Source organism: Streptomyces sp. NBC_00247, assembly GCF_036188265.1.
Classification (GTDB): Bacteria; Actinomycetota; Actinomycetes; order Streptomycetales; family Streptomycetaceae; genus Streptomyces.
The window spans coordinates 6,267,513-6,286,897 of sequence record NZ_CP108093.1 but is presented as its reverse complement, the minus strand read 5'-3'; the positions used below and the strand labels follow the sequence as shown (position 1 = coordinate 6,286,897).

Sequence of the window (19,385 nt, the reverse complement as noted above, 5' to 3'; positions counted from 1 at the left end):
TGGAACGCGGTGGTGGGGCGTCAGCCGTGGAAGGGGAGGCCGGCGTCGGCGGCGAGCTCCAGGTCGTCGGTGTCGCGCGGTGGCAGCAGGGTCGCGCCGCCGTCGGTGACGGGGACGACCCCGAGCTCCAGCAGTTCGGCCATGGCGGCGCTGCCCGCCATGTCGCGTACCTGGAGCTGGTAGCGCGCGGTGGTGCGGTAGGCGCCGCCCGCGTCGTCGCCGGTGCGCTGGAGGAAGCCGGAATCGGTGAGGAAGGCGACGGCCTTGCCGATGATGCCGGTGGTCGATCCGGCGAGGCGGCGGGCGTCCTTGGTGGCACCGGTCGCGCTGCGGCGGGCGTAGACCCGCCAGCCGGCTTCGAGTCCGGGGGCGTCGCTCGTGGGGTCGGTGTTCTCGCCCTGCTCGGCGGCGCGTTCCTCCAGCCGCAGGCAGGCCTGGCGGACGAACGCGTCGACGCCGTTGACGGTGATGCGGCCGATGTAGGAGTCGTCCGCGAGGTCCTCGGGCCGGGGGAAGGCCATGGCGGCGACGGCGAGGTGGGCGAGGCCGTGCAGGAACCGGTCGGCGGCGTCGGAGGAGGCGCGGCGGGCGTAGTCGCCCATCCGTACGGCGAAGACCGAGTCCTCGTCGGCCGTGACGGCCATGCCGGCGCGGGTGGAGACCTCCAGGACGACCAGGCCGAGGCCGGTGGCGACGGCGTCCGCGAGTCGTCCGAAGGCGGGCTCCTCGCGGTAGCGGCGCAGCAGGTCGGCGTACTCGGCGTCCCGGGCGGGCACCAGTTTGGGCTGGAGTCCGAAGGAGACCAGGCGTGCGGCGTCGGCGGCGTCGGCTGGGGTTACGGACGCCTGCCCCGGGGCGGGAGCGGGTTCCACGGTGTGGGTGACGACGGGTTCGTCCCACGCGTCGGTGTGCTCGGCGCGGTGGTCGCTCACGACTGGGGCTCCTCGGTGCGGAGTTGCTTCGGTACGGACAAGGGGCGCGGGGCGCCGGACGGGAGGCGGGCCGGCGGGGCACTCATGACGCCTCCTTGCGGTCGGCCGCCATGCCGGCCGCGTCGAGAAGCGCGGTGCCGACGACGAGGTCGGCGCCGCCGAACTCGGGGTCGCCCAGCTCGGTGCCGTCGTCCACGGCGAACAGCAGGCGTCGTTCTCCCTGGCGGTAGGCGGTGCCGACCGGTGGGCTGGCCGCGTGGACCGCCAGCAGGGCCACCAGGTAGGGCAGTTCCGGGTCGCCGGTGGCGCGGGCCTCGGCGAGCAGTCCGGAGAGCCGGCGGGGTGCGTCGTACTCCAGGTCGAGCAGGGCCATGGCGCCGGCGAGCTGGTCCTCGCTGAACCGGCTGTCGTCGGGGGTGGCGATCAGGTCGGGTTCGGGCATCTCGACGCCCAGGTGTTCGCGCTCCACGGGCGGCGCGAGCAACAGGTCGACGAGGTCGCCGACCCGTACGGAGGTGGGGGTGCGCAGTCCGGTGCCCCGGGCGAAGAACGCGTCGGTGGCCCGGATGGACTGCTCGACGGGGAGCGGCAGGATCGGGGCGAGGAGCTGCCCGTAGAGGTCGAGTCCGGTGCGCGAGGCGGGGGTGGCGAAGGCCTGCCGGTCCTGTTCGGCGCGGAAGAGGGGACCCGCTTCGAGGAGCCGGGACTGGAGCTGGGTGTGGCGGCGGATGCAGTCCTTGACGATGTCGACGAGTTCGGCGGCGCGGCGCTTGTTCTCGGGTTCCCCGGCCTCGTCGCGCGCCTTGCGGATGTTGGTGAGGATCGCGTTCTCGTGGCGGTAGCGGTCGGCCACGTGGTCGAGGGCCTCGGTGATCATGTCGGGGACGGCGTTCAGCCAGTCGACGGCGCGGACGTTGCGGCGGGTCGCCTCCAGCGTGCGGCGGAGCGTCTCGGCGTACTGCACCGTGCGGTAACGGGCCTGTTCGGCGGCGAGCTGCGCGTCGGCGAGGCGGCCCCGGCTGACCAGCACCTCCAGCTTGACCTCGGCGGCGATCTGCGCGCTGGTGACGTCGGTGTCCAGGGCGCCGACGAGGACGTTGACGGCCTCGTCGGTCGCCCGGAGGAAGACGGTGCCGCCGTGGCCGGGCACCTCCTCGACGAGCTTGAAGTCGTAGTCCCTGCGGACGTACACGCCGTCGGGTCCGAAGGTGCCGTAGACCGCTCGGAACCCGCGGTCGACGCTGCCGACGTTGATGAGGTTCTCCAGCACCCAGCGGGCGACCCGTTCGTGCTCGGCGGCGGGACGGTCGGGGGCCTGGGCGTGGACCCGGGGCAGCAGCCTGGTCACTATCTGTTCGTGGTCGGCGCCGGTGTCGAAGTCCATGTGGAGGGTGACCACGTCGATCGCGGCGAGGGCGACCTCGGCCATGGAGTAGACGGTGTACTCACCCGCGAGGTTCGCCTTGCGCACGTCGAGATCGTGCAGCGGCGCGGTGCAGGCGAGCGCGCGGAGCCGCCGGGCGAGCCCCTCGTCGGCGGCCGGGCCCGGTGCGGGCCGCGGGCCCGCGCTGAGCTGGGGCGCGGCGTTGTCCGTATCGGCAGGCGAAGTCACGCGTCACAGATTAGGTCCTCACCCCGACAACGGTCGAAACGGCGCAGATCCGGCCGCCCCGGCCGACAGGCTTCCTGGCCGGTACGAGGGGGTGCGCAGGCGTCACCGTGCGCCCGAGGGCCGGCGCCGGACGCCGGTCCCGCGGCAGGCGCGGGCCGCCTCGCCGCCGGCTCCGGACCTCTGCCGGGACCATTCACCGGCCGGCTGCCGCCCGCCCTTTCGCCCACGCACGGTGAGCACGCAGGCAGCCGGTGTCCGCGGAAGGTGCGGGTTACCAGGGCGGTGTGGGCCGCGGGGCGTCCGACGCGGTCGGCCCTCGAACCGGCCCTCGAACCACCCCCGGACCGCCGCCCCGGCGGGTGGGCCGCGAACGGCTGCCCGCACGGCGGCCGTTGAAGCGCGGCCGTCGAAGCGTGTTCATGTCCTCCGCGGGGGCCAGAGAGCCCCCGCCGCGGTGAACGCGTCGCCGATGGGCGCGATCAGCGAAGCGAGGCGGCGGGTGCCCGCGTCGCCGATCGGCGCCCACAGGGCGGCGCAGTGCTCGTCCGTCGCCTCTTCGATGCGCTCGCGCGCCGCACGGCCGGCCTCGGTGAGCGTGGCGTGGGAGTCGAGCCAGCCGCGTGCGGTGAGACGAGCCGTGGCCGCGCTCCACTCGCCGTCGGTCCATTGACGGGTCTCCCGTACGAGAGCGGTCGGGAGGCGGCCGGTCGCGGTGTGCAGAACGAGGCAGTCGCACGGCCCGAGACCGTTGTCGGCGAGTACGACGAGATGGGCGTCGCCGCGCCACTCCCGCACCACGGTGATCTGCTGCCAGAGGGCGACCAGAGGATCGGTGGGAAGCGGGACCGATGTGTTCGCGGCGGCCAGCACCTTGCCGGCGTAGTCGGCTCCGGCGACGACCGGGTCGATGAGCGAGCGCGCCTCGGCCAGGTGTTCGTCCGTGAGCCGCACGTCGGCGCGCCGCATCGCGCGTCCGGCGGCGAGGAAGCGGGCGGCCTGCCACCGCTCGGGCGGTGCGGCGTCCCACACGCCCACCATGGCCCGCACGGCCCGCGGGCTGAAGTTGTAGAAGGCCGCGAGGGTGACCTGCCACGGAACCGCGCCCATGGCGGCCGACCGGAAAGCCAGATAGGCCGGACCCCGGTCGGTCACGCCGAGCGCAGCCGCCTCCTCGGCGGTCTCGGGGGCGAGATAGGTGAACAGGTGGGCGGCGCTGACGGCTTGGCTGACGAGCCGCACGGCGTTCAGGTCCGTCGGACCGCGGCCGGTACGGGCGGAGCCGGGAAGGGTGTCCAGGTGCATGACGGTGCTGTCTCCAAGGTCGGGCGTTCCGGCGGTGGCGATCGGCGCCGCGCGGCCGAAGGCGCGACCGGCGACGGCAAGGCCGGGAACGGCGGGCGCGGCGTCGGCCGGGACGTCCGCCGCGGGGATGGCGAGGATGTGCGGCACGGCGAGGGGTCGTGGGCAGGCACGGCGGGGCGTTCGTTTCCGGACGGGGACGCTTTCGGGGACCCTCGATTCCAGGGCCTCAATCGACGGTAACACAAATAATCGATTATCCCAGGAATCGTCTGGTCGGCCGTAGGATGGGCTGATGAGTCAGACGGCACGAGCCTCGACCGCGCCGGGGAAGCAGATGCTCTCCGAGCAGGTCTACGCCCATCTACGGGACGCGATCATGCGTGGGGACCACGCCCCCGGCTCCCCCCTCAAGCCACAGGACCTCGCCAAGGAGCAGGGCGTGAGCCTGGCCGTGGTGCGCGAGGCGCTCGTACGGGTGGTCGGCGACGGGCTGGCCGACCGGCTGCCCAACCGTGGTTTCGCGGTGCCTTCCTTCTCCGACCGCCGCTGGCAGGAGATCGCGGAAGCCCGCCGGACCGTCGAGCCGGTCGTGCTGCGCATGTCCGTCGAGCGTGGCGACGTCGAATGGGAGGCCCGTGTGCGGGCCGCCCACCATCGCCTGGTCCGCACTCCGGCGTACGCGCCGGAGGAGGGCGAGCACTACACCGCCGCTTGGGCCGAGGCGCACAGGGTGTTCCACCGCACGTTGCTGGAGGGGTGTGGAAACCACGCCCTGCTGGAGACCTTCGACCGGTTGTGGACCGCGAGTGAGCTGGCCCGCCGGTGGTCGGCGCGACGTACCCCCGGCCGGGACGGCGTCGAGGAACACCGCGCGTTGGAGGAGGCGGCGTTGGCCCGCGACGCCGACACCGCTGCCGCGGTCCTGGCCCAGCACCTCACTCTGACCGCGGCAGCGCTGACCGGCGATCCGGCTCCGGCCTGATCCGGACAAAGGCGCTCGGGTCGCCCGGGTCCGGTCACCGCCGCGGACGACGCGGCGGCACGGCGAGGCCGGCCGCCGCGCGGTGCTGGTACGGGCGGAGCCCGGGTGCGCCCGAGGGCGCGGGCTTACGGGCATTCAGACGCCCGCGTCCGCGGAGCGGGGCGAGGAACGCGGTGGCTCCAGCTCGGTGGTGGCCGCCGGGTCCGGGGTCGTGGCGCTCGGGGTGGCGGCGCAGCAGGTCGACGCCGAGGGGTGCGCGGGCCACGTGGGTGGCGCCGGTCCGCAGGAACTCACGGGGCGGCCCATTCGGTGGTGCGGACGATCCGTAGCCGCCGCTGCCGGGCAGTACCCGGCCGGGCAGGGTGATCACCCGCCCCGCCGGAACGCGGTAGTCGGCGCCGCGGACGCCGCAGGCGCAGGCGCCGGCGAGGAGTTCCACGTGCTTCTCGGGTGCGAGTCGTCCGACGTACCCGACCAGGCGTTCGCCGTCCGGGGCGAGGGTCCGGCACAGCCGCTCGTCGCGCAGGCCGGGGTGGAACCGTACGGTGTCGACGCCCCGGGGCCAGAGGCGCCCCGCACCGGGCGGCGCTGCGGCGCGCGGCGCGCCCCGGGGAGTACCGTCCCGGGGCGTCACCGCGCCGTTCGACTCCGGGTCAGACGCCGGTCGCCTCGGGCTCGATGCGGCTGCGCACGGCGGTCTGCACCTCGGCCTCCTCGGCGGGGTCGGCGGCGAGGCGTCGCAGCCGCTCGGCGACGCGGACGTCCCCGGTCTCCGCGTGCAGCGCGGCGATCTCGCGGGTGGTCTCCTCGCAGTCCCACAGGCATTCGACGGCGAAGCCGGTCGCGAAGGACGGGTCGGTGGCGGCGAGCGCGCGGGCTGCGCGGCCCCGCAGGTGCGAGGAGGGGGTCTCCCGGTAGACGTGGCGCAGGACGGGTCCGGCACAGGTGATGCCGAGGCGGCCCGCTCCGTCGACCAGCGGCCCCAGCCGCAGGGTGTCGGGCCGGCCCGCGCGCACGGCCTCACGCAGCGCGCCGAGGACGAGCGGGGCGTCGGCCGGTCCGCCCCGGCGGGCGAGGATGCCGGCGGCGGAGACACCGAGCGCGTCGGGCCGGTGCGCCCAGCGGCGGGCCCGTTCGACGGCGGCTTCGCCGGGCATCCGCTCGAAGGCGGCGACGGCGGCCTCGGCGACCGTGCGCGAGGGATCGGCGACGGCGGCGTCGATCAGGTCGAGCACCGCGGGGTCCTCGGCCTCGGCGAGGTAGTGCAGGGCTGCACAGCGGGCGCCCTCGGGTCCGCTGCGGGCCGCTGTCACGATCGCGGGCCGGTCCTCGGTGCCCGCGACGGCGGCGAGGCAGCGTGCGGCGGGCACGTGCAGGGCCTTGCCGCGTTCCAGTGCCTGCTGGGCCCAGTCCAGGACGGCCTGGACGCTCCATCCGGGGCGGGGGCCACCGCCGGGCGACATCTGGCGTTGCCAGCGGTCGAACGAGCCGCGTTCGGTGGCGGTCCGGATGCGGGCGCCGACGGCGGCGCGCGGGTCGTCGGCCCACAACCGCCAGGGGCGCGGTTCGAAGGCGTCGCGTACGGCGGCGGCGAGCCCGGCGGCACCCTCGGGGGTGTCGGCGAACCGGGCGAGGACGGGCAGCGCGAGGGAGCGCAGGCCGGCGTCGTCGTCGCGCAGGGCCAGCTCGTCGAGCGCCCACGCCCAGTTGGCGCCGGTGGCGGCGTACTGCCGCAGCAGTGCGAGGGCGTCGCCGCGTCCGTACGAGGCCAGGTGGCCGAGGACCGCGAGGGCCAGCCCCGTACGGGAGTCGTCGGTGTCGAGGTGGTCCTCGGGATCGGCGAGGTGGCGCTCGATCTCCTGAAGACCGCCGTCGAGGTCGATGTAGAGCCGGGCGTAGTAGAGGGAGCGGTTCTCGACCTGCCAGTCCTGGCGGGGATCGCCCAGAACGCAGGTGTTGAGTGCCGCGAGCGCCTCGGTACGGGATGCGGCGAGCGCGTGGAGCGTGCCGTCGCCGCGGCCCCTCTGCAGCAGGCCGAGCAGGGTGCCGCTCGGCGCTATGAATGGATCGAACATGGAGAAAGCCTCACATCAAGCTGTCGACGCAACCGGGACTGTGCAGTACCTGGGTGGTGTCCGGAGGTACGGAGCCGGGAAGGTCCCGTCCGCGATCCGGAAGAACACCGTCTGGGCCGTGTTGTGAAAGTCCCGCCTGTCCGGCGACGCCTGGCACGCACGCTCGCCGCGTTGTCGGGGTCGCCCCGATACATCCAGTACCGGGGCGACCCTCCGCCTTGCGATCGCACGCACCGGACGCCGCCGGACCCGCCCTCCGGGCGGACAGCGCCACTTTCACCACACGGCCTAGGCCGCGCAGCGACATGATCGGCCGACCGCCGTCTTCTGCCTGGTGTCGAGCATCTTCCTCTGCCTCTCGTCGGTGGTCCTGAGCGGACCCGCGACGTCATGATGACCCAGCCATTTCGCCACCGCGACCACATTTCCGACGGACCGGTCGTCCTGGGCCGCGCCGCCCGCGCGGGCGGCGGTGTCAGCGCGCACCGAACAGTTCCAGCAGGTCGGCCTTGCCGAACATCCGCGCGGTGTCCACGGCGGAGGGCACCCCTGCGGCCGGATCGGCGCCCGCGTCGAGCAGCGCGCCGATGACGGCGGACTCGCCTTTGAAGACGGCCCCGGCGAGCGGGGTCTGGCCCCGGTCGTTCGCGCGGTCGGGGTCGGCGCCGCGGTCCACGAGGGCGGTGACTGCGGGCGCGTGGCCGTGGTAGGCGGCGAGCATCAGCAGCGAGTCGCCCCGGTCGTTGGTGAGGTTGGCGGGCACTCCCGCGTCCACGTAGGCGGCGAGGGCGTCCGTCTCGCCGCGTCGGGCGAGGTCGAAGACCTTCGTGGCCAGTTCGACCAACTCGGGGTCGGGGGTTTCGCTCATCGGACGGACCGCCTTCCTTGACCGCTGTCGTTGCCGTAGTCGTTGCCGTGGTCGTCACCGCTGCCCCGCCGGGGCGTACGGCGCCGGGGCCGTGCGGATGAACCGACAGGGTACTGCCCCGCAACGGCGCGGGTCCGGGACACCTGGAGGGACGTGTCCGGGCGCGGGCGGACCCGGACGGACCGGCGCCACCACGGCCTTCCGGTGCGGTTCCGGCGCGGTTGCGGTGCGGCTTTCCTCACACCCTGGACGACGTTCGGGCGCACCCGGCGCGGGGCCGTGTGACCACCTTTGCTGGACCGGTCGGGTGAAAACACCACCTTCTCACTCCAATGCACCTTTAATCGTATAGATACATCGGGTGAGCCTGGAAGGACTCATGGTGACCGTCCCTCTCAACCAGGAGAACCGCCAATGATCCTTTCCATCTCGGGCGTGGTACTGCTCGGCATCATCGCCTTCCTGTTCTTCAAGAAGGACGGGATGAAGGCGTCCCACGGCCTGATCTGCGCACTGTTCGGCTTCTACCTGGCCGGCACCGCCATCGCACCCAGCATCACGGCGGGCGGGGCGAGCCTCGCCGGCCTGCTGGGCGGGATCAAGTTCTGACCCTCCGCACCCGACTCCACACCCCCCTCCAGGAGACAGACGTGGCCCGGCGACCCCTCCCCCGCATCCTCAAGCGCGGCGGCGCTTCGATCACTCGCGGTCGCGAGGTCGCGCGCACGGCCGCCGACAGCGCCACCGACGTCCTCCACCCGCTGATCGCGATCACCCGTGGTCTGCGGCTGCTGGCCGTCGCAGGACGGCAGAGATGGGCCGCGACGCCCAAGGACCGGCGCGGTTCCAGGCTGTTCCTCGTCGCGGTCTGCCTGACCGCGGTGGCGCTCCTCCCGCACGGGCCGGTCCTGGCCGTGATCGCGGTGATGGGCGCCGCCGCGTGGAAGGGCCGCGACCGCACCCCGGCGAGGACCGGCCCGGACGAGGCCGGGGAAACCCGGCTGCGCACCCTGTACGAAGCGCTGGTCCCCTACTTCTCCGTCGCCGACGACCCCGCGCCGCTCTTCGCGCACGGCGGCGACTGGGAGCGGCCCTTCGGCGACTACGCCTTCGACGGCGACGGCCGCCTCGCCCGGCTCCGGGTGACCTACCCGGCCTGGTTCACCGACGGCGAGAGCGAGGCACGGACCCGGATCGAACAGGTGGTGCACGCCAAGTCCGGCCGGGGCCGCGAGTACCACTTCGTGTGGGACGAGGAGGCCAACCAGCTCGCCATGAGCGTGCTCGGCCCGCTCCCCGCCACGATCGCCGCCCAGCGGTTCGTCACCGCCCCCGGCGAGACCGTCCTCGGCTTCACCGACCCGGGGTCGGTGGGCCGCACCGTACCGGTCCAGGACGGTGACGCGAACCATGACGCCTCCCCCGTCGTCTGGCGGACCGGCCCCCGCTCCTCGGAGCCGCATCTGCTCGCCGTCGGCACGCCCGGCAGCGGTACGACGACCCTGCTGCGCTCCGTCGCGCTGCAGGCCCTCCGCGACGGCGACGTGCTGATCGTCGACGGTGGTGGCAGCGGCGAGTACGGCTCCCTGGCCGGGCGCGAGGGTGTCCTCGCCGTCGAGTGCGGGCTCGCCGGCGCGCTGGCGACGCTGGAGTGGGCGGCGCACGAGACGGAACGGCGGCTCATCGACGCCAACCGCGAACGCCAGGCCGGACGCCCCGCCGCCGGGAAATCCGGGCGCCCGCTCTGGATCCTGCTGGACCGCCCGTCCGTCCTCGGGCACCTGGCGGCGGCGGACGGCCGGCCCGACCCGCAGGACCTCCTCCAGGTGCCGCTGCGGCACGGCCGTGCGGCCGGGGTCACCGTGGTGCTCGCCGACCAGTTCGACGCCGTGGCGGGCCTCCCGGACGCGGTACTGGCCCACACCCCGGCCCGTGTCGTCCTCGGCGCCGCCGCGCGCGAGCAGGTGGCGGCCGTCCTCGGCGCGGAGCCGCACACCACGCCGGTGCCCGGCGTGCCCGCCGGACGCGGTTACGCCCGGCTGGGCGCGGGCGAGGTGCTGAGGCTCCAGGTCCCGGCCACCCCGGACCCGTACGACGAGGCCGCCGGCGAGGCGGACCGCCGGGCCGTGCTCGCCCTGCTTCCGGAGCGCACGGCCGGGCAGCCGGCCCCCGAGGCGGCTTTGGACGACGGGGACGCGTTCGACGAGCGGGACGCGTTCCGCGCACCGGAGCCGGCGGTCGCGGAGAGCTGAGCTGCGGCACGGCGGCCACGGCCGGCGGGACCGGCGGGCAACCAGGGCCGCCCCGGCGGGCGGGCACGGACCGGAGAGTCCGCGCCCGCCCGCCGGGCTCTCCGCCCGTCGTCCGCCCCGCCCCTCCTCCCGGCTCCCTCAGGCCACGAAGGTCCTCGGCGCGTCGACGCCCGCCCCCGCGCCGGCCCGGACCAGGGCCGCCGCCGCGGCCAGCCGCGCCGCCGCCTCGTCCGCCACCGGCCCGCCCACCGTGAACGGCAGCCGGACGTACCCCTCGAACGCCCCGTCCACCCCGAAGCGCGGCCCGGACGGCACCCTGACCCCCACCCGCTCACCCGCCACCGCCAGGCGCGACCCGGAGAGCCCGCCGGTACGCACCCAGAGGGTCAGACCCCCGCGAGGCGTCTGGAACTCCCAGTCCGGAAGCTCCCGGCGCACCGCCGCGACCAGGGCGTCGCGGTTGCTCCGGGCCTGTTCGCGCCGGAGCTCGACCGCGTCGGCCCAGCCGCCGGTACGCAGCAGCCAGTTGATGGCGAGCTGCTCCAGGACGGGCGTCCCCATGTCCGCGTAGGCGCGTGCCGAGACGAGGCTGCGGATGGTGTCGGGCGCCGCCCGGACCCAGCCGATCCGCATCCCGGCCCAGAAGGCCTTGCTGGCCGATCCCACCGTGATCACCGTGCTGCCGGCCGGGTCGAAGGCGCAGACCCGGCGGGGCATCTCCACGTCCTCGTCGAGGGCCAGTTCGTGCATCGTCTCGTCGACGACCAGGACCGTGCCCGCCGAGCGCGCCGCCTCCACCAGGCCGCGTCGCTGCTGCTCGTCGGCGAGGGCGCCGGTGGGGTTGTGGAAGTCGGCGACGACGTAGGCGAGCCGGGGGGCGGAGTCACGCAGGACCTGCCGCCAGCGGTTCAGGTCCCAGCCGCCGAGCCCGTCCCGCATGGCGACGGGCACCAGGCGGGCGCCGGTCTCCCGCATCAGCTGGAGGATGTTGGCGTAGCTCGGCGACTCGACGGCGATGCGTTCGCCGCGCCCGGCGAAGAGGTGGCAGATGGCGTCGATGGCACCCATCGCCCCGGTGGTCACCATGATCTGCTCGGGCATGGTGGGGACGCCGTGCTCGGTGTAGCGGTCCGCGATCATCCGGCGCAGGGCGGGCAGGCCGGCCGGGTAGTCGCCGTGCGTGTGGGCGTACGGCGGTAGCTCCTCCAGCGCTCCCTGGACGGCCCGGGTCAGCCAGGGCTCAGGGGCGGGCAGCGAGGCGCAGCCCAGGTCGATCATCGAGCCGAGCGCCTCGGGTGGCAGCGGTTCCAGGCCCCGGGCGGGCAGCGGGTTGCCCGCGGGGACCGCGGTCCAGCTGCCCGCGCCGCGCCGGGACTCCAGGAAGCCCTCGGTACGCAGCGCCTCGTAGGCCGCGGCGACGGTGGTGCGGCTGACGGCCAGGGCGAGCGCCAGTTCGCGTTCGGCGGGCAGCCGTGCGGCGACCGGTACCCGCCCTTCGAGCACCAGCAGCCGGACCCCGTCGGCGAGGGCGCGGTAGGCCGGGGGCTTCCGGGCGCCGGGGGCGCCGGGGCGGGAGAGCGGCGCCTGGAGCTGGCGCGCGAGCTGGGCGGCCCCGACCGTCGAAGTCCACTGAGCCATGAAATCAGTCCACCTTCCTCGGATTGGCCATGGCTGGCGGCCAATCTCCGGCCACAGAGTGACACGAGCCGGTCCACCACCATCACAGCAGGGGGTACCCCATGTACGCCAACGCCGCTCCGTACCGCTCGTCCGTCGTCCGCCGGCTGGTGCGGCTGTACGCCGGGCTGGTGCTCTACGGGGCGAGTTCGGCGTTGCTGGTCGTCGCCGGGCTGGGGCTGGAGCCCTGGGGCGTACTGCACCAGGGGATCTCGGAGCTCACCGGCATCGCCATCGGGACCGTCTCCATCGGGGTCGGCGCACTCGTGCTGCTGCTGTGGATTCCGCTGCGACAGCGCCCGGGGCTCGGCACGGTCTCCAACGTCTTCGTGGTGGGCCTGGTGATCGACGGCACGCTGGCGGTCGTGCCCGAGGCCCACGGGTGGGCGGCCAGGACCGCGGTGCTGGTGCTGGGGGTCGTACTGAACGGAGCGGCGACCGGGCTCTACATCACGGCCCGGTTCGGCCCCGGGCCGCGCGACGGGCTGATGACCGGCCTGCACCGGGCGACCGGCCGGTCGGTGCGCCTGGCGCGGACGGCGGTCGAGGTCGCCGTCGTGGCGGCCGGGTTCGCGCTCGGCGGCTCGCTCGGCATCGGGACGCTGGTGTACGCGCTGGCCATCGGGCCGCTCGCCCAGTTCTTCCTGCGCCTGTTCGCCATCCCCGGGGCTCCGGGAGCGACCGGGGCCGTCGCCGGACCGTCACCGGTGACCGCCATACTTCGGCGGTGAACTCAGGACGCCACCCGTATCTGGACCATCCGTCGACGATCCCGTTCGCCCACCGCGGCGGTGCGGCCGGTGGGCTGGAGAACACCGCTGCGGCCTTCCGCCGGGCGGCGGCGCAGGGGTACCGCTACTTCGAGACCGACGTGCACACCACCGCTGACGGCCGACTCGTCGCCTTCCACGATCCGACCCTGGACCGGGTCACCGGCACCGGGGGCCGGATAGCGGACCTGCCGTGGAGCGAGGTCCGCCGGGCCCGGGTGGGCGGCCGTGAGCCCTTGCCGCTTTTCGAGGAGCTGCTGGAGGAGTTCCCCGAGGCCCGTTGGAACGTCGACGTGAAGGCCGAGTCCTCGCTCGCCCCCCTCCTCGCGCTGATCCGCCGGACGGACGCCTGGGACCGGGTGTGCGTCGGCTCGTTCTCGGAGGCCCGGGTGGCTCGCGCGCAGCGCCTCGGCGGCTCCCGGCTGGCGACCTCGTACGGCGTGCGGGGCGTACTGGCCCTGCGGCTGCGCTCGCTCGGGATTCCGGCGCCGCTGCGCCGGGGCGCGGTGTGCGCGCAGGTTCCGGTGAGCCAGAACGGCATCCGGGTCGTCGACCGCCGTTTCGTCCGTACGGCGCACGCCCTGGGCCTCCAGGTCCACGTCTGGACGATCGACGAGGCGGCGGAGATGGACGCCCTCCTCGACCTCGGCGTGGATGGCATCATGACCGATCACATCGGAACACTGCGTACGGTGCTGAGCGAGCGCGGGATCTGGTCCTGACGCCGGTCCGGTGGCCGGTGACGAACGGAACAGACCGAGCGGGGGGCGGGGAAGCGTGAGTACAGGGACCACGGGGACGGCGACACCATCGGACCGTCCGGCGGACACACCGGAGACCGTCGCCCGCAGACGGGAACAACGGGGCTGGTACTTCTACGACTTCGCGTGCTCGGTCTACTCCACGAGCGTGCTCACCGTCTTCCTCGGGCCCTACCTGACCTCGGTGGCGAAGGCGGCCTCCGACTCCGAGGGCTTCGTGCACCCCCTCGGCATACCCGTGCGGGCCGGGTCGCTCTTCGCGTACTCGGTCTCGGTTTCGGTGGTCCTCGCGGTCGTGCTCATGCCGCTCGTGGGCGCGGCGGCGGACCGGTCGGGCCGCAAGAAGCCCCTGCTCGCCGCGGCCGCCTACACGGGTGCGGCGGCCACGACCGCGATGTTCTTCCTGGACGGCCACCGCTATCTGCTCGGCGCCTTCCTGCTGATCGTGGCCAACGCGGCGATCTCGGTGTCGATGGTGCTGTACAACTCCTACCTGCCGCAGATCGCGGAGCCCGAGGAGCGGGACGCGGTCTCCTCGCGGGGCTGGGCGTTCGGCTACACCTCGGGCGCGCTCGTCCTCGTCCTCAACCTGGTCGTCTACACCGGGCACGACTCGTTCGGCCTGACCGAGTCGGATTCGGTACGCATCTGCCTGGCTTCCGCCGGACTGTGGTGGGGCGCTTTCACCGTCGTGCCGCTGCGGCGGCTGCGCGACCGCCGGACCGCCCCGGGCGGCGAGGGGGCGGTGGGCTCGGGCTGGCGGCAGTTGCTCGCCACCCTGCGGGACATGCGGCGCCATCCGCTGACGCTCTCGTTCCTGCTGGCGTACCTCATCTACAACGACGGGGTGCAGACCGTCATCTCCCAGGCCTCGGTGTTCGGCTCGGAGGAGCTCGGCCTCGACCAGACGACGCTGATCACCGCCGTCCTGCTGGTGCAGGTCCTCGCCGTGGCCGGCGCGCTCGGGATGGGACGGCTCGCCCGGGTGTACGGCGCGCAGCGCACGATCCTGGCGTCGCTGGTGGTCTGGACGCTGATCCTGGTGGCGGCCTACTTCCTGCCGGCCGACGCGCCCGTCTTCTTCTACGTTCTGGCGGCGGCGATCGGACTCGTCCTCGGAGGCAGCCAGGCCCTCTCCCGCTCCCTTTTCTCGCATCTGGTCCCGCGCGGCAAGGAAGCCGAGTATTTTTCCGCGTACGAGATGAGCGACCGCGGACTCAGCTGGCTGGGGCCCCTGGTCTTCGGCCTGGCGTACCAGCTGACCGGCAGCTACCGGCAGGCGATCATCTCCTTGGTGGTGTTCTTCGTCATCGGCTCCGTGCTGCTCGCGAGGGTGCCTGTGCGGGCCGCCGCGGCCGCCGCGGGCAATCCCGTACCGGGGCGGATTTAGACGTTGAAGTAAAAGGCCGGTAGTGTACGCCTTTGGCCTGCCCGGAAAGACCGTTACTGCGCGTGGATGACGTCAAGCTGTTGGGTGACAAATCCATTCAAAAGTGACAAACCGGGCAGCGATGGGGAATCACCCCTGACACAGCAGCGGCAAGACGGGCGACGCATGGCCGGCAACGGGAATCTTTACCGCCGAGCGGACGTTGACCGGATGACGACGACAGCGACACCTGTCCTGTGGGCGACAAGCCCGGGAGGCACGATTCATGAGTGAGCGAGCTCTCCGCGGCACGCGACTCGTGGTTACCAGCTACGAGACGGACCGCGGCATCGATCTGGCCCCGCGCCAGGCGGTGGAGTACGCATGCCAGAACGGGCATCGATTTGAGATGCCCTTCTCGGTAGAGGCGGAAATTCCGCCGGAGTGGGAGTGCAAGGCGTGCGGCGCCATGGCACTCCTGGTGGACGGGGATGGCCCCGAGGAGAAGAAGGGCAAGCCCGCGCGTACGCACTGGGACATGCTCATGGAGCGGCGCACCCGCGAGGAGCTGGAGGAAGTGCTGGCCGAGAGGCTGGCGGTCCTCCGCTCCGGAGCCATGAACATCGCCGTGCATCCGCGGGACAGCAGGAAGTCCGCCTGATCCGCGCAAGCACCGAACGGACGGCCGCACCGCATGCGGCCACTACAGCCTCGGGCCGTGACACAGCTTCTGTGTCACGGCCCGAGGCTTTGTGCGTGGACCGGGCGGAGTACGTGTCCCGCACTCCGCCCGGCCTCAGAGAGTGAGCTCCTCGGGGGGCGAGCTTCTCAGGGGGTCAGCGGAGGCCGGGGGCCCTGCGGTCCGTCGTCGCCGCGCCGGGGCGGCTGCGTGCCGTCCTCACGGATCACCTCGCCCTGGACCACCTTCCCGTCCGGACGGTGCATCCGCGCCTGCTGGAAGGCTCCGGAGAGGCTTCCGGGTGAGGCGGCGCGCATCCGGCGCTCCAGCGCCCGTTCGGTGAGTCCGCTGAGCGCCTTGCGGACGGGCGGGACCAGGAGCAGGAGGCCGGCCACGTCCGAGAGCATGCCGGGGATCATGAGCAGGATCCCGCCGAGCATGAGGAAGCCGTTCCCCCGGGCCGTCGGCTGCGGCTCCGTCCGCACTTCCTCCGGACCGGGCTGACCGGGTGCCTGCCGGAGGGTCTCGGTGAGGTTGGAGAAGGCGCGGCGTCCGGCCTTCTTGACCACCGCCGCGCCGCACACGAAGCCCGCCACCAGAAGCAGCAGGACGGTGAAGCCGCCGGCCGCGCCGGCCACCAGGATCAGCAGCCAGATCTCCAGCACCAGCCAGGCGACGATGCCCAGCGGCAGGAATCTGCGGACGCGCGAGCGCCGGGGACGGTTCGGGGGCGGTGTGCCGGTCGTCATGCCCCCAGTGTGCCTGTACGGCGGTACGAGCGGCACGGGCGGGGTGGGCCCGTGCGGGGGTTCCCGTCCCGGGAGTCCGGGCCGGGTCGCCGGGACGGCGACGAAGGACCCTATTCGGCCTTCGGAGGAGTGTCGGCCGGGGAAACGGGTGCGTGATCGGCACCGGCGTCCGGAGCGGTCTCGACCGGGGCCGGTGGAGCCGTGTCGGCCGGGGCGTCCGTGGTGGTCTCCGCCGGGGCCGCGGCGGTGGTCTCCGCCGGGGCGTCCGCCGGGCCCTGGCCAGGAGCGTCCGGCGTGTCGCGGGCGGTGCCGGACCGAGGGGCGGGCTTGCGACCCAGCACCTTGTCGGTGACCTTGTTGGTCCGGGCGGTGATGCCCCAACCGGTGACCCGGAACAGCGCCTCGACGAGGATGTCGCGGCTCATCTTGGAGTCGCCGACCTCCCGGTCCACGAAGGTGATCGGCACCTCCACCACGTGGAATCCGGCCTCCACCGCGCGGCGGGCCAGATCGACCTGGAAGCAGTATCCCTGGGAGGCGACCTCGTCCAGGCCGAGCCCCTTGAGGGTGTCGGTACGGAACGCCCGGTAGCCGCCGGTCACGTCGCGGACGTCCAGGCCGAGCGCGAGCCTCGAGTAGAGGCTGCCGCCCCGGGAGATCACCTCCCGGCTCTTGGGCCAGTTCACCACCCGGCCGCCCGGCACCCAGCGCGAGCCGAGAACGAGGTCGGCGCCCTTGAGGGCGGTGAGCAGGCGGGGCAGTTCCTCCGGCTGGTGGGAGCCGTCCGCGTCCATCTCCACGAGAACGCCGTAGCCGTGCTCCGCGCCCCAGTCGAAACCGGCCAGGTAGGCGGCGCCCAGCCCTTCCTTGCCCTTGCGGTGCAGCACGTGCACCCGGGTGTCCTCGGCGGCGATCTCGTCGACGATCTTGCCGGTTCCGTCGGGGCTGTTGTCGTCGGCGACCAGGATGTCGGCCTCGGGGACGGCGGAACGCACCCGGTCGACGATCGGCTTGATGTTCTCGGCCTCGTTGTAGGTCGGGATGATCACCAGGACTCTGCCGAGCGGGTCGTACCGCCGCTGACCGCCGTCGTTCACTAACTGCCCCTTAAAGATCCGTGCACAAGGTGCACACCATATCGACCGCGCGGCACCCTCCGGGCGCCCCGGCCACGCGAAGCGGCACGAGCTGCCGGACAGAACCACGGAAGTGGGGACAGATCAGCGGCGGACGGGCGACGGTTCCCCGGCGCGCGGTCCGAGAATGCCGCGAGCGGGGTCCCCGCCCGCGCCGCACAGGTCTGCGGATCGGGGCCCGGCGCCCTTCGGGCCGACCTGGCGCCCGCTGGCTGCGGGTCGACCGAAAGCCGTTGTCTACTGAACGTCCGGGCCCCACCCGGGTCGCACCCGTCGACCGGCGAAACCTTCCCTCGCCCCCGAGGCGCGGGCGCTGAACCTGGCTGTCAGTGGCAGTGGGCCGGTACGGCTCACCACCCCGTGACCCAGCGGCGTTCGACGACTGCATGGAGGTTCGACCGGTGGACGTCCTGTGGTGGACCCGGCCGAACCTACCGGCCGACAGCCGCTTTCTGTCAACAACGGCCTGACCTGCGAAGTTGTCTCATATCGCCTGGTCAGCGCCGAAGATCCGCAGGTCGCGTACGAGCACTCCCCCATCGATCGGCGGTACGGAAAACCGCCTCGTCACTCGTTCGGGCGTACGTAGACACTCCGTCCGCCCACGACGGTGCGCAGGCAGACCGGGAGATCGGCCTCCGGAGAGAGATCGGGCAGGCCAGGGGTGCCGGAGCGGGGGTCGGTCGACCACCGGGCGACCCGGTCGTCGGGTGCCTGGACGACCAGTTCGGAGGTACGCCAGATCGCGTAGTCGGCCGGCGCTCCGGGCACCAGGATTCCGGCGTCGTCGCGGCCCGCCGCGCGCCAGCCGCCCCGGGTGTGGGCGGTGAATCCGGCGCGCACGGAGATCCGGTGCTCCGGGTTGCGGTGAAAGGCGGCCGCCCGCACGGTGCCCCACGGGTCGAGCGGGGTGACCGGGCTGTCCGAGCCGAAGGCGAGGGGCACGCCCGCACGCAGCAGCGCCGCGTAGGGGTTGAGCGTGGCGGCCCGCTCCGCGCCCAGGCGCCGGGCGTACATGCCGTCCTCGCCGCCCCAGGCCGCGTCGAAGGCGGGCTGCACGGAGGCGGTCAGGCCGAGTTCCGCGAAGGCGGCGATCGTCTCGGGGGTGAGCATCTCCGCGTGCTCCACACGGTGGCGAGCGGCACGGACACGGGCCAGGCCGACCCGCTCGGCGGCGGCCCGGATGCCGTCCACGACGGCGGTGAGCGCGGCGTCGCCGATGGCGTGGAAGCCGGCCTGGAGGCCCGCTTCGGTGCAGGCCGTGACATGGGTGGCGATCCGTGCGGCGTCCAGGTGCGCGGAGCCGGTGTGCGGGGCGTCGGCGTACGCCTCGTGCAGGCAGGCGGTGTGCGAACCCAGCGAACCGTCCGCGAAGAGGTCCCCCGCGGCGCCGAGCGCGCCGAGTTCACGGATGCGTGCGGCGCCCTTCTCGTTCTCGACGTGCTCGGCCCAGAGTCCGATGACCCGGGGGCCGGGTTCGGCGCCGGCCAGCGCCAGCAGGGAGGTGAAGTCGTCCTCGTCGGAGATCTCGGGCCCGCCGCACTCGTGGACCGTTCCGATGCCGAGCGAGGCGGCGTGGCGCAGGGCGGCGCGCTGGGCGTCGGCGCGCTGGCGCACGGTGACGGTGGCGTGCGCGGCGGCGCGTACCGCGTGGTGGGCGTCGCCGGTCAGCGGGGCGTCGGGGCGGTACCCGTCCATCGCGGTGACCCCGGGGACGCGGTCCAGGAGGGCCGTGGTGACGACCGCGGAGTGCACGTCGACGCGGGTCAGGTAGAGGGCCCTGCCGCCGGCCGCCTCGTCCAGCTCGCGGCGCGACGGGGGCCGGTGCCCGGGCCAGCGGGCGGCGTCCCAGCCGTGGCCGAGCAGCACGGCGTCGGCGGGCCGGCCGTCGGCGAAGGCACGGACGAGGTCCAGCGCCTCTGCCAGGCTCCGGGCGCCCGACAGGTCGAGCCCGGTGAGCGCGAGTCCGGTGGAGGTGGTGTGCACGTGGGCGTCGGTGAAGGCGGGGGTGACCAGGGCGCCTTCCAGGTCGACGATCTCGTCGGCTCCGCCCGCGAACGCGTCGGCGGCACCCTCGGAGCCCACCCAGGCGACGTGCCCGCGTTCGACGACCATCGCGGTGGCGAACGGGTCGGCGGGGCTGTGGACGTCTCCACCGCGCAGCAGCACGGTGCGGTGTTCGGGGTCGCTCTGGGGGGCGGTGCTCTCGGTCATGGGACCA

The 19,385-nt window shown here is 73.6% G+C and carries 15 protein-coding genes and 2 pseudogenes; 7 read left to right on the top strand and 10 right to left on the bottom strand.

What is annotated here, in order from left to right; all coding sequences use genetic code 11:
- Positions 1–20: 20 nt before the first annotated feature.
- The 3 genes from OHT52_RS27385 to OHT52_RS27375 form a co-directional block, all read right to left on the bottom strand.
- Positions 21–932, bottom strand: a complete 912-nt coding sequence (locus tag OHT52_RS27385; RefSeq protein ID WP_328722842.1) for a hypothetical protein — start codon at positions 930–932, stop codon at positions 21–23.
- A gap of 82 nt (positions 933–1,014) precedes the next feature.
- The gene (locus OHT52_RS27380) at positions 1,015–2,544 is read right to left on the bottom strand and encodes a hypothetical protein (protein ID WP_328722841.1); all 1,530 of its coding nucleotides are present in this window, start codon (positions 2,542–2,544) and stop codon (positions 1,015–1,017) included.
- Positions 2,545–2,961: 417 nt separating this feature from the next.
- Positions 2,962–3,846 (bottom strand): SCO6745 family protein, encoded by an 885-nt coding sequence (locus OHT52_RS27375; protein WP_328723919.1) that lies wholly within the window; start codon positions 3,844–3,846, stop codon positions 2,962–2,964.
- A gap of 292 nt (positions 3,847–4,138) precedes the next feature.
- On the opposite strand from OHT52_RS27375, the gene OHT52_RS27370 reads away from it, so the two are divergent.
- The gene (locus OHT52_RS27370) at positions 4,139–4,828 is read left to right on the top strand and encodes a GntR family transcriptional regulator (RefSeq protein WP_328722840.1); all 690 of its coding nucleotides are present in this window, start codon (positions 4,139–4,141) and stop codon (positions 4,826–4,828) included.
- A gap of 34 nt (positions 4,829–4,862) precedes the next feature.
- On the opposite strand, the pseudogene OHT52_RS31560 reads toward OHT52_RS27370, so the two are convergent.
- The 3 genes and pseudogenes from OHT52_RS31560 to OHT52_RS27355 all read right to left on the bottom strand — a co-directional run.
- Positions 4,863–5,432 (bottom strand): annotated as a pseudogene (locus OHT52_RS31560) (hypothetical protein); the annotation flags it as partial.
- Positions 5,433–5,481: 49 nt separating this feature from the next.
- Entirely contained in the window at positions 5,482–6,903 is a 1,422-nt protein-coding gene (locus OHT52_RS27360) for a HEAT repeat domain-containing protein (protein ID WP_328722839.1), read from the bottom strand.
- 475 nt (positions 6,904–7,378) lie between these two features.
- On the bottom strand, positions 7,379–7,771 hold the full coding sequence (locus OHT52_RS27355) for an ankyrin repeat domain-containing protein (RefSeq protein WP_328722838.1): 393 nt from the start codon (positions 7,769–7,771) through the stop codon (positions 7,379–7,381).
- A gap of 414 nt (positions 7,772–8,185) precedes the next feature.
- Here OHT52_RS27355 and OHT52_RS27350 point away from each other — a divergent pair, with 414 nt between their 5' ends.
- Both OHT52_RS27350 and OHT52_RS27345 read left to right on the top strand, forming a co-directional pair.
- Positions 8,186–8,380, top strand: a complete 195-nt coding sequence (locus OHT52_RS27350) for a hypothetical protein (RefSeq protein WP_275495276.1) — start codon at positions 8,186–8,188, stop codon at positions 8,378–8,380.
- 41 nt (positions 8,381–8,421) lie between these two features.
- Positions 8,422–10,023, top strand: coding sequence for a hypothetical protein (locus OHT52_RS27345; protein ID WP_328722837.1), 1,602 nt, complete (start codon positions 8,422–8,424; stop codon positions 10,021–10,023).
- Positions 10,024–10,161: 138 nt separating this feature from the next.
- Here the strand turns inward: OHT52_RS27345 and OHT52_RS27340 are convergent, their stop codons facing one another.
- A complete protein-coding gene (locus OHT52_RS27340; RefSeq protein WP_328722836.1) occupies positions 10,162–11,661 on the bottom strand; it encodes an SCO1417 family MocR-like transcription factor in 1,500 nt (499 codons plus the stop codon).
- Between the two features lie 101 nt (positions 11,662–11,762).
- On the opposite strand from OHT52_RS27340, the gene yczE reads away from it, so the two are divergent.
- From yczE to OHT52_RS27320, 4 genes are all read left to right on the top strand, one after another.
- The gene (yczE, locus tag OHT52_RS27335) at positions 11,763–12,431 is read left to right on the top strand and encodes a membrane protein YczE (RefSeq protein WP_328722835.1); all 669 of its coding nucleotides are present in this window, start codon (positions 11,763–11,765) and stop codon (positions 12,429–12,431) included.
- Positions 12,428–13,192 carry a glycerophosphodiester phosphodiesterase family protein gene (locus tag OHT52_RS27330; protein ID WP_328722834.1) on the top strand — a complete coding sequence of 255 codons (765 nt, stop codon included), beginning with the start codon at positions 12,428–12,430 and terminating at the stop codon, positions 13,190–13,192. The genes yczE and OHT52_RS27330 overlap by 4 nt, the downstream gene beginning before the upstream one ends.
- Positions 13,193–13,247: 55 nt before the next feature.
- Positions 13,248–14,621, top strand: coding sequence for an MFS transporter (locus OHT52_RS27325; protein ID WP_328722833.1), 1,374 nt, complete (start codon positions 13,248–13,250; stop codon positions 14,619–14,621).
- Positions 14,622–14,886: 265 nt separating this feature from the next.
- Entirely contained in the window at positions 14,887–15,261 is a 375-nt protein-coding gene (locus OHT52_RS27320; protein ID WP_007262928.1) for an RNA polymerase-binding protein RbpA, read from the top strand.
- Positions 15,262–15,428: 167 nt separating this feature from the next.
- Here the strand turns inward: OHT52_RS27320 and fxsA are convergent, their stop codons facing one another.
- The 3 genes and pseudogenes from fxsA to OHT52_RS27305 form a co-directional block, all read right to left on the bottom strand.
- The gene (gene fxsA, locus OHT52_RS27315) at positions 15,429–16,028 is read right to left on the bottom strand and encodes an FxsA family membrane protein (RefSeq protein WP_328722832.1); all 600 of its coding nucleotides are present in this window, start codon (positions 16,026–16,028) and stop codon (positions 15,429–15,431) included.
- 326 nt (positions 16,029–16,354) lie between these two features.
- Positions 16,355–17,125: pseudogene (locus OHT52_RS27310) on the bottom strand (polyprenol monophosphomannose synthase); the annotation flags it as partial.
- Between the two features lie 606 nt (positions 17,126–17,731).
- Positions 17,732–19,378 carry an amidohydrolase gene (locus OHT52_RS27305; protein WP_328722831.1) on the bottom strand — a complete coding sequence of 549 codons (1,647 nt, stop codon included), beginning with the start codon at positions 19,376–19,378 and terminating at the stop codon, positions 17,732–17,734.
- Positions 19,379–19,385 lie beyond the last annotated feature (7 nt).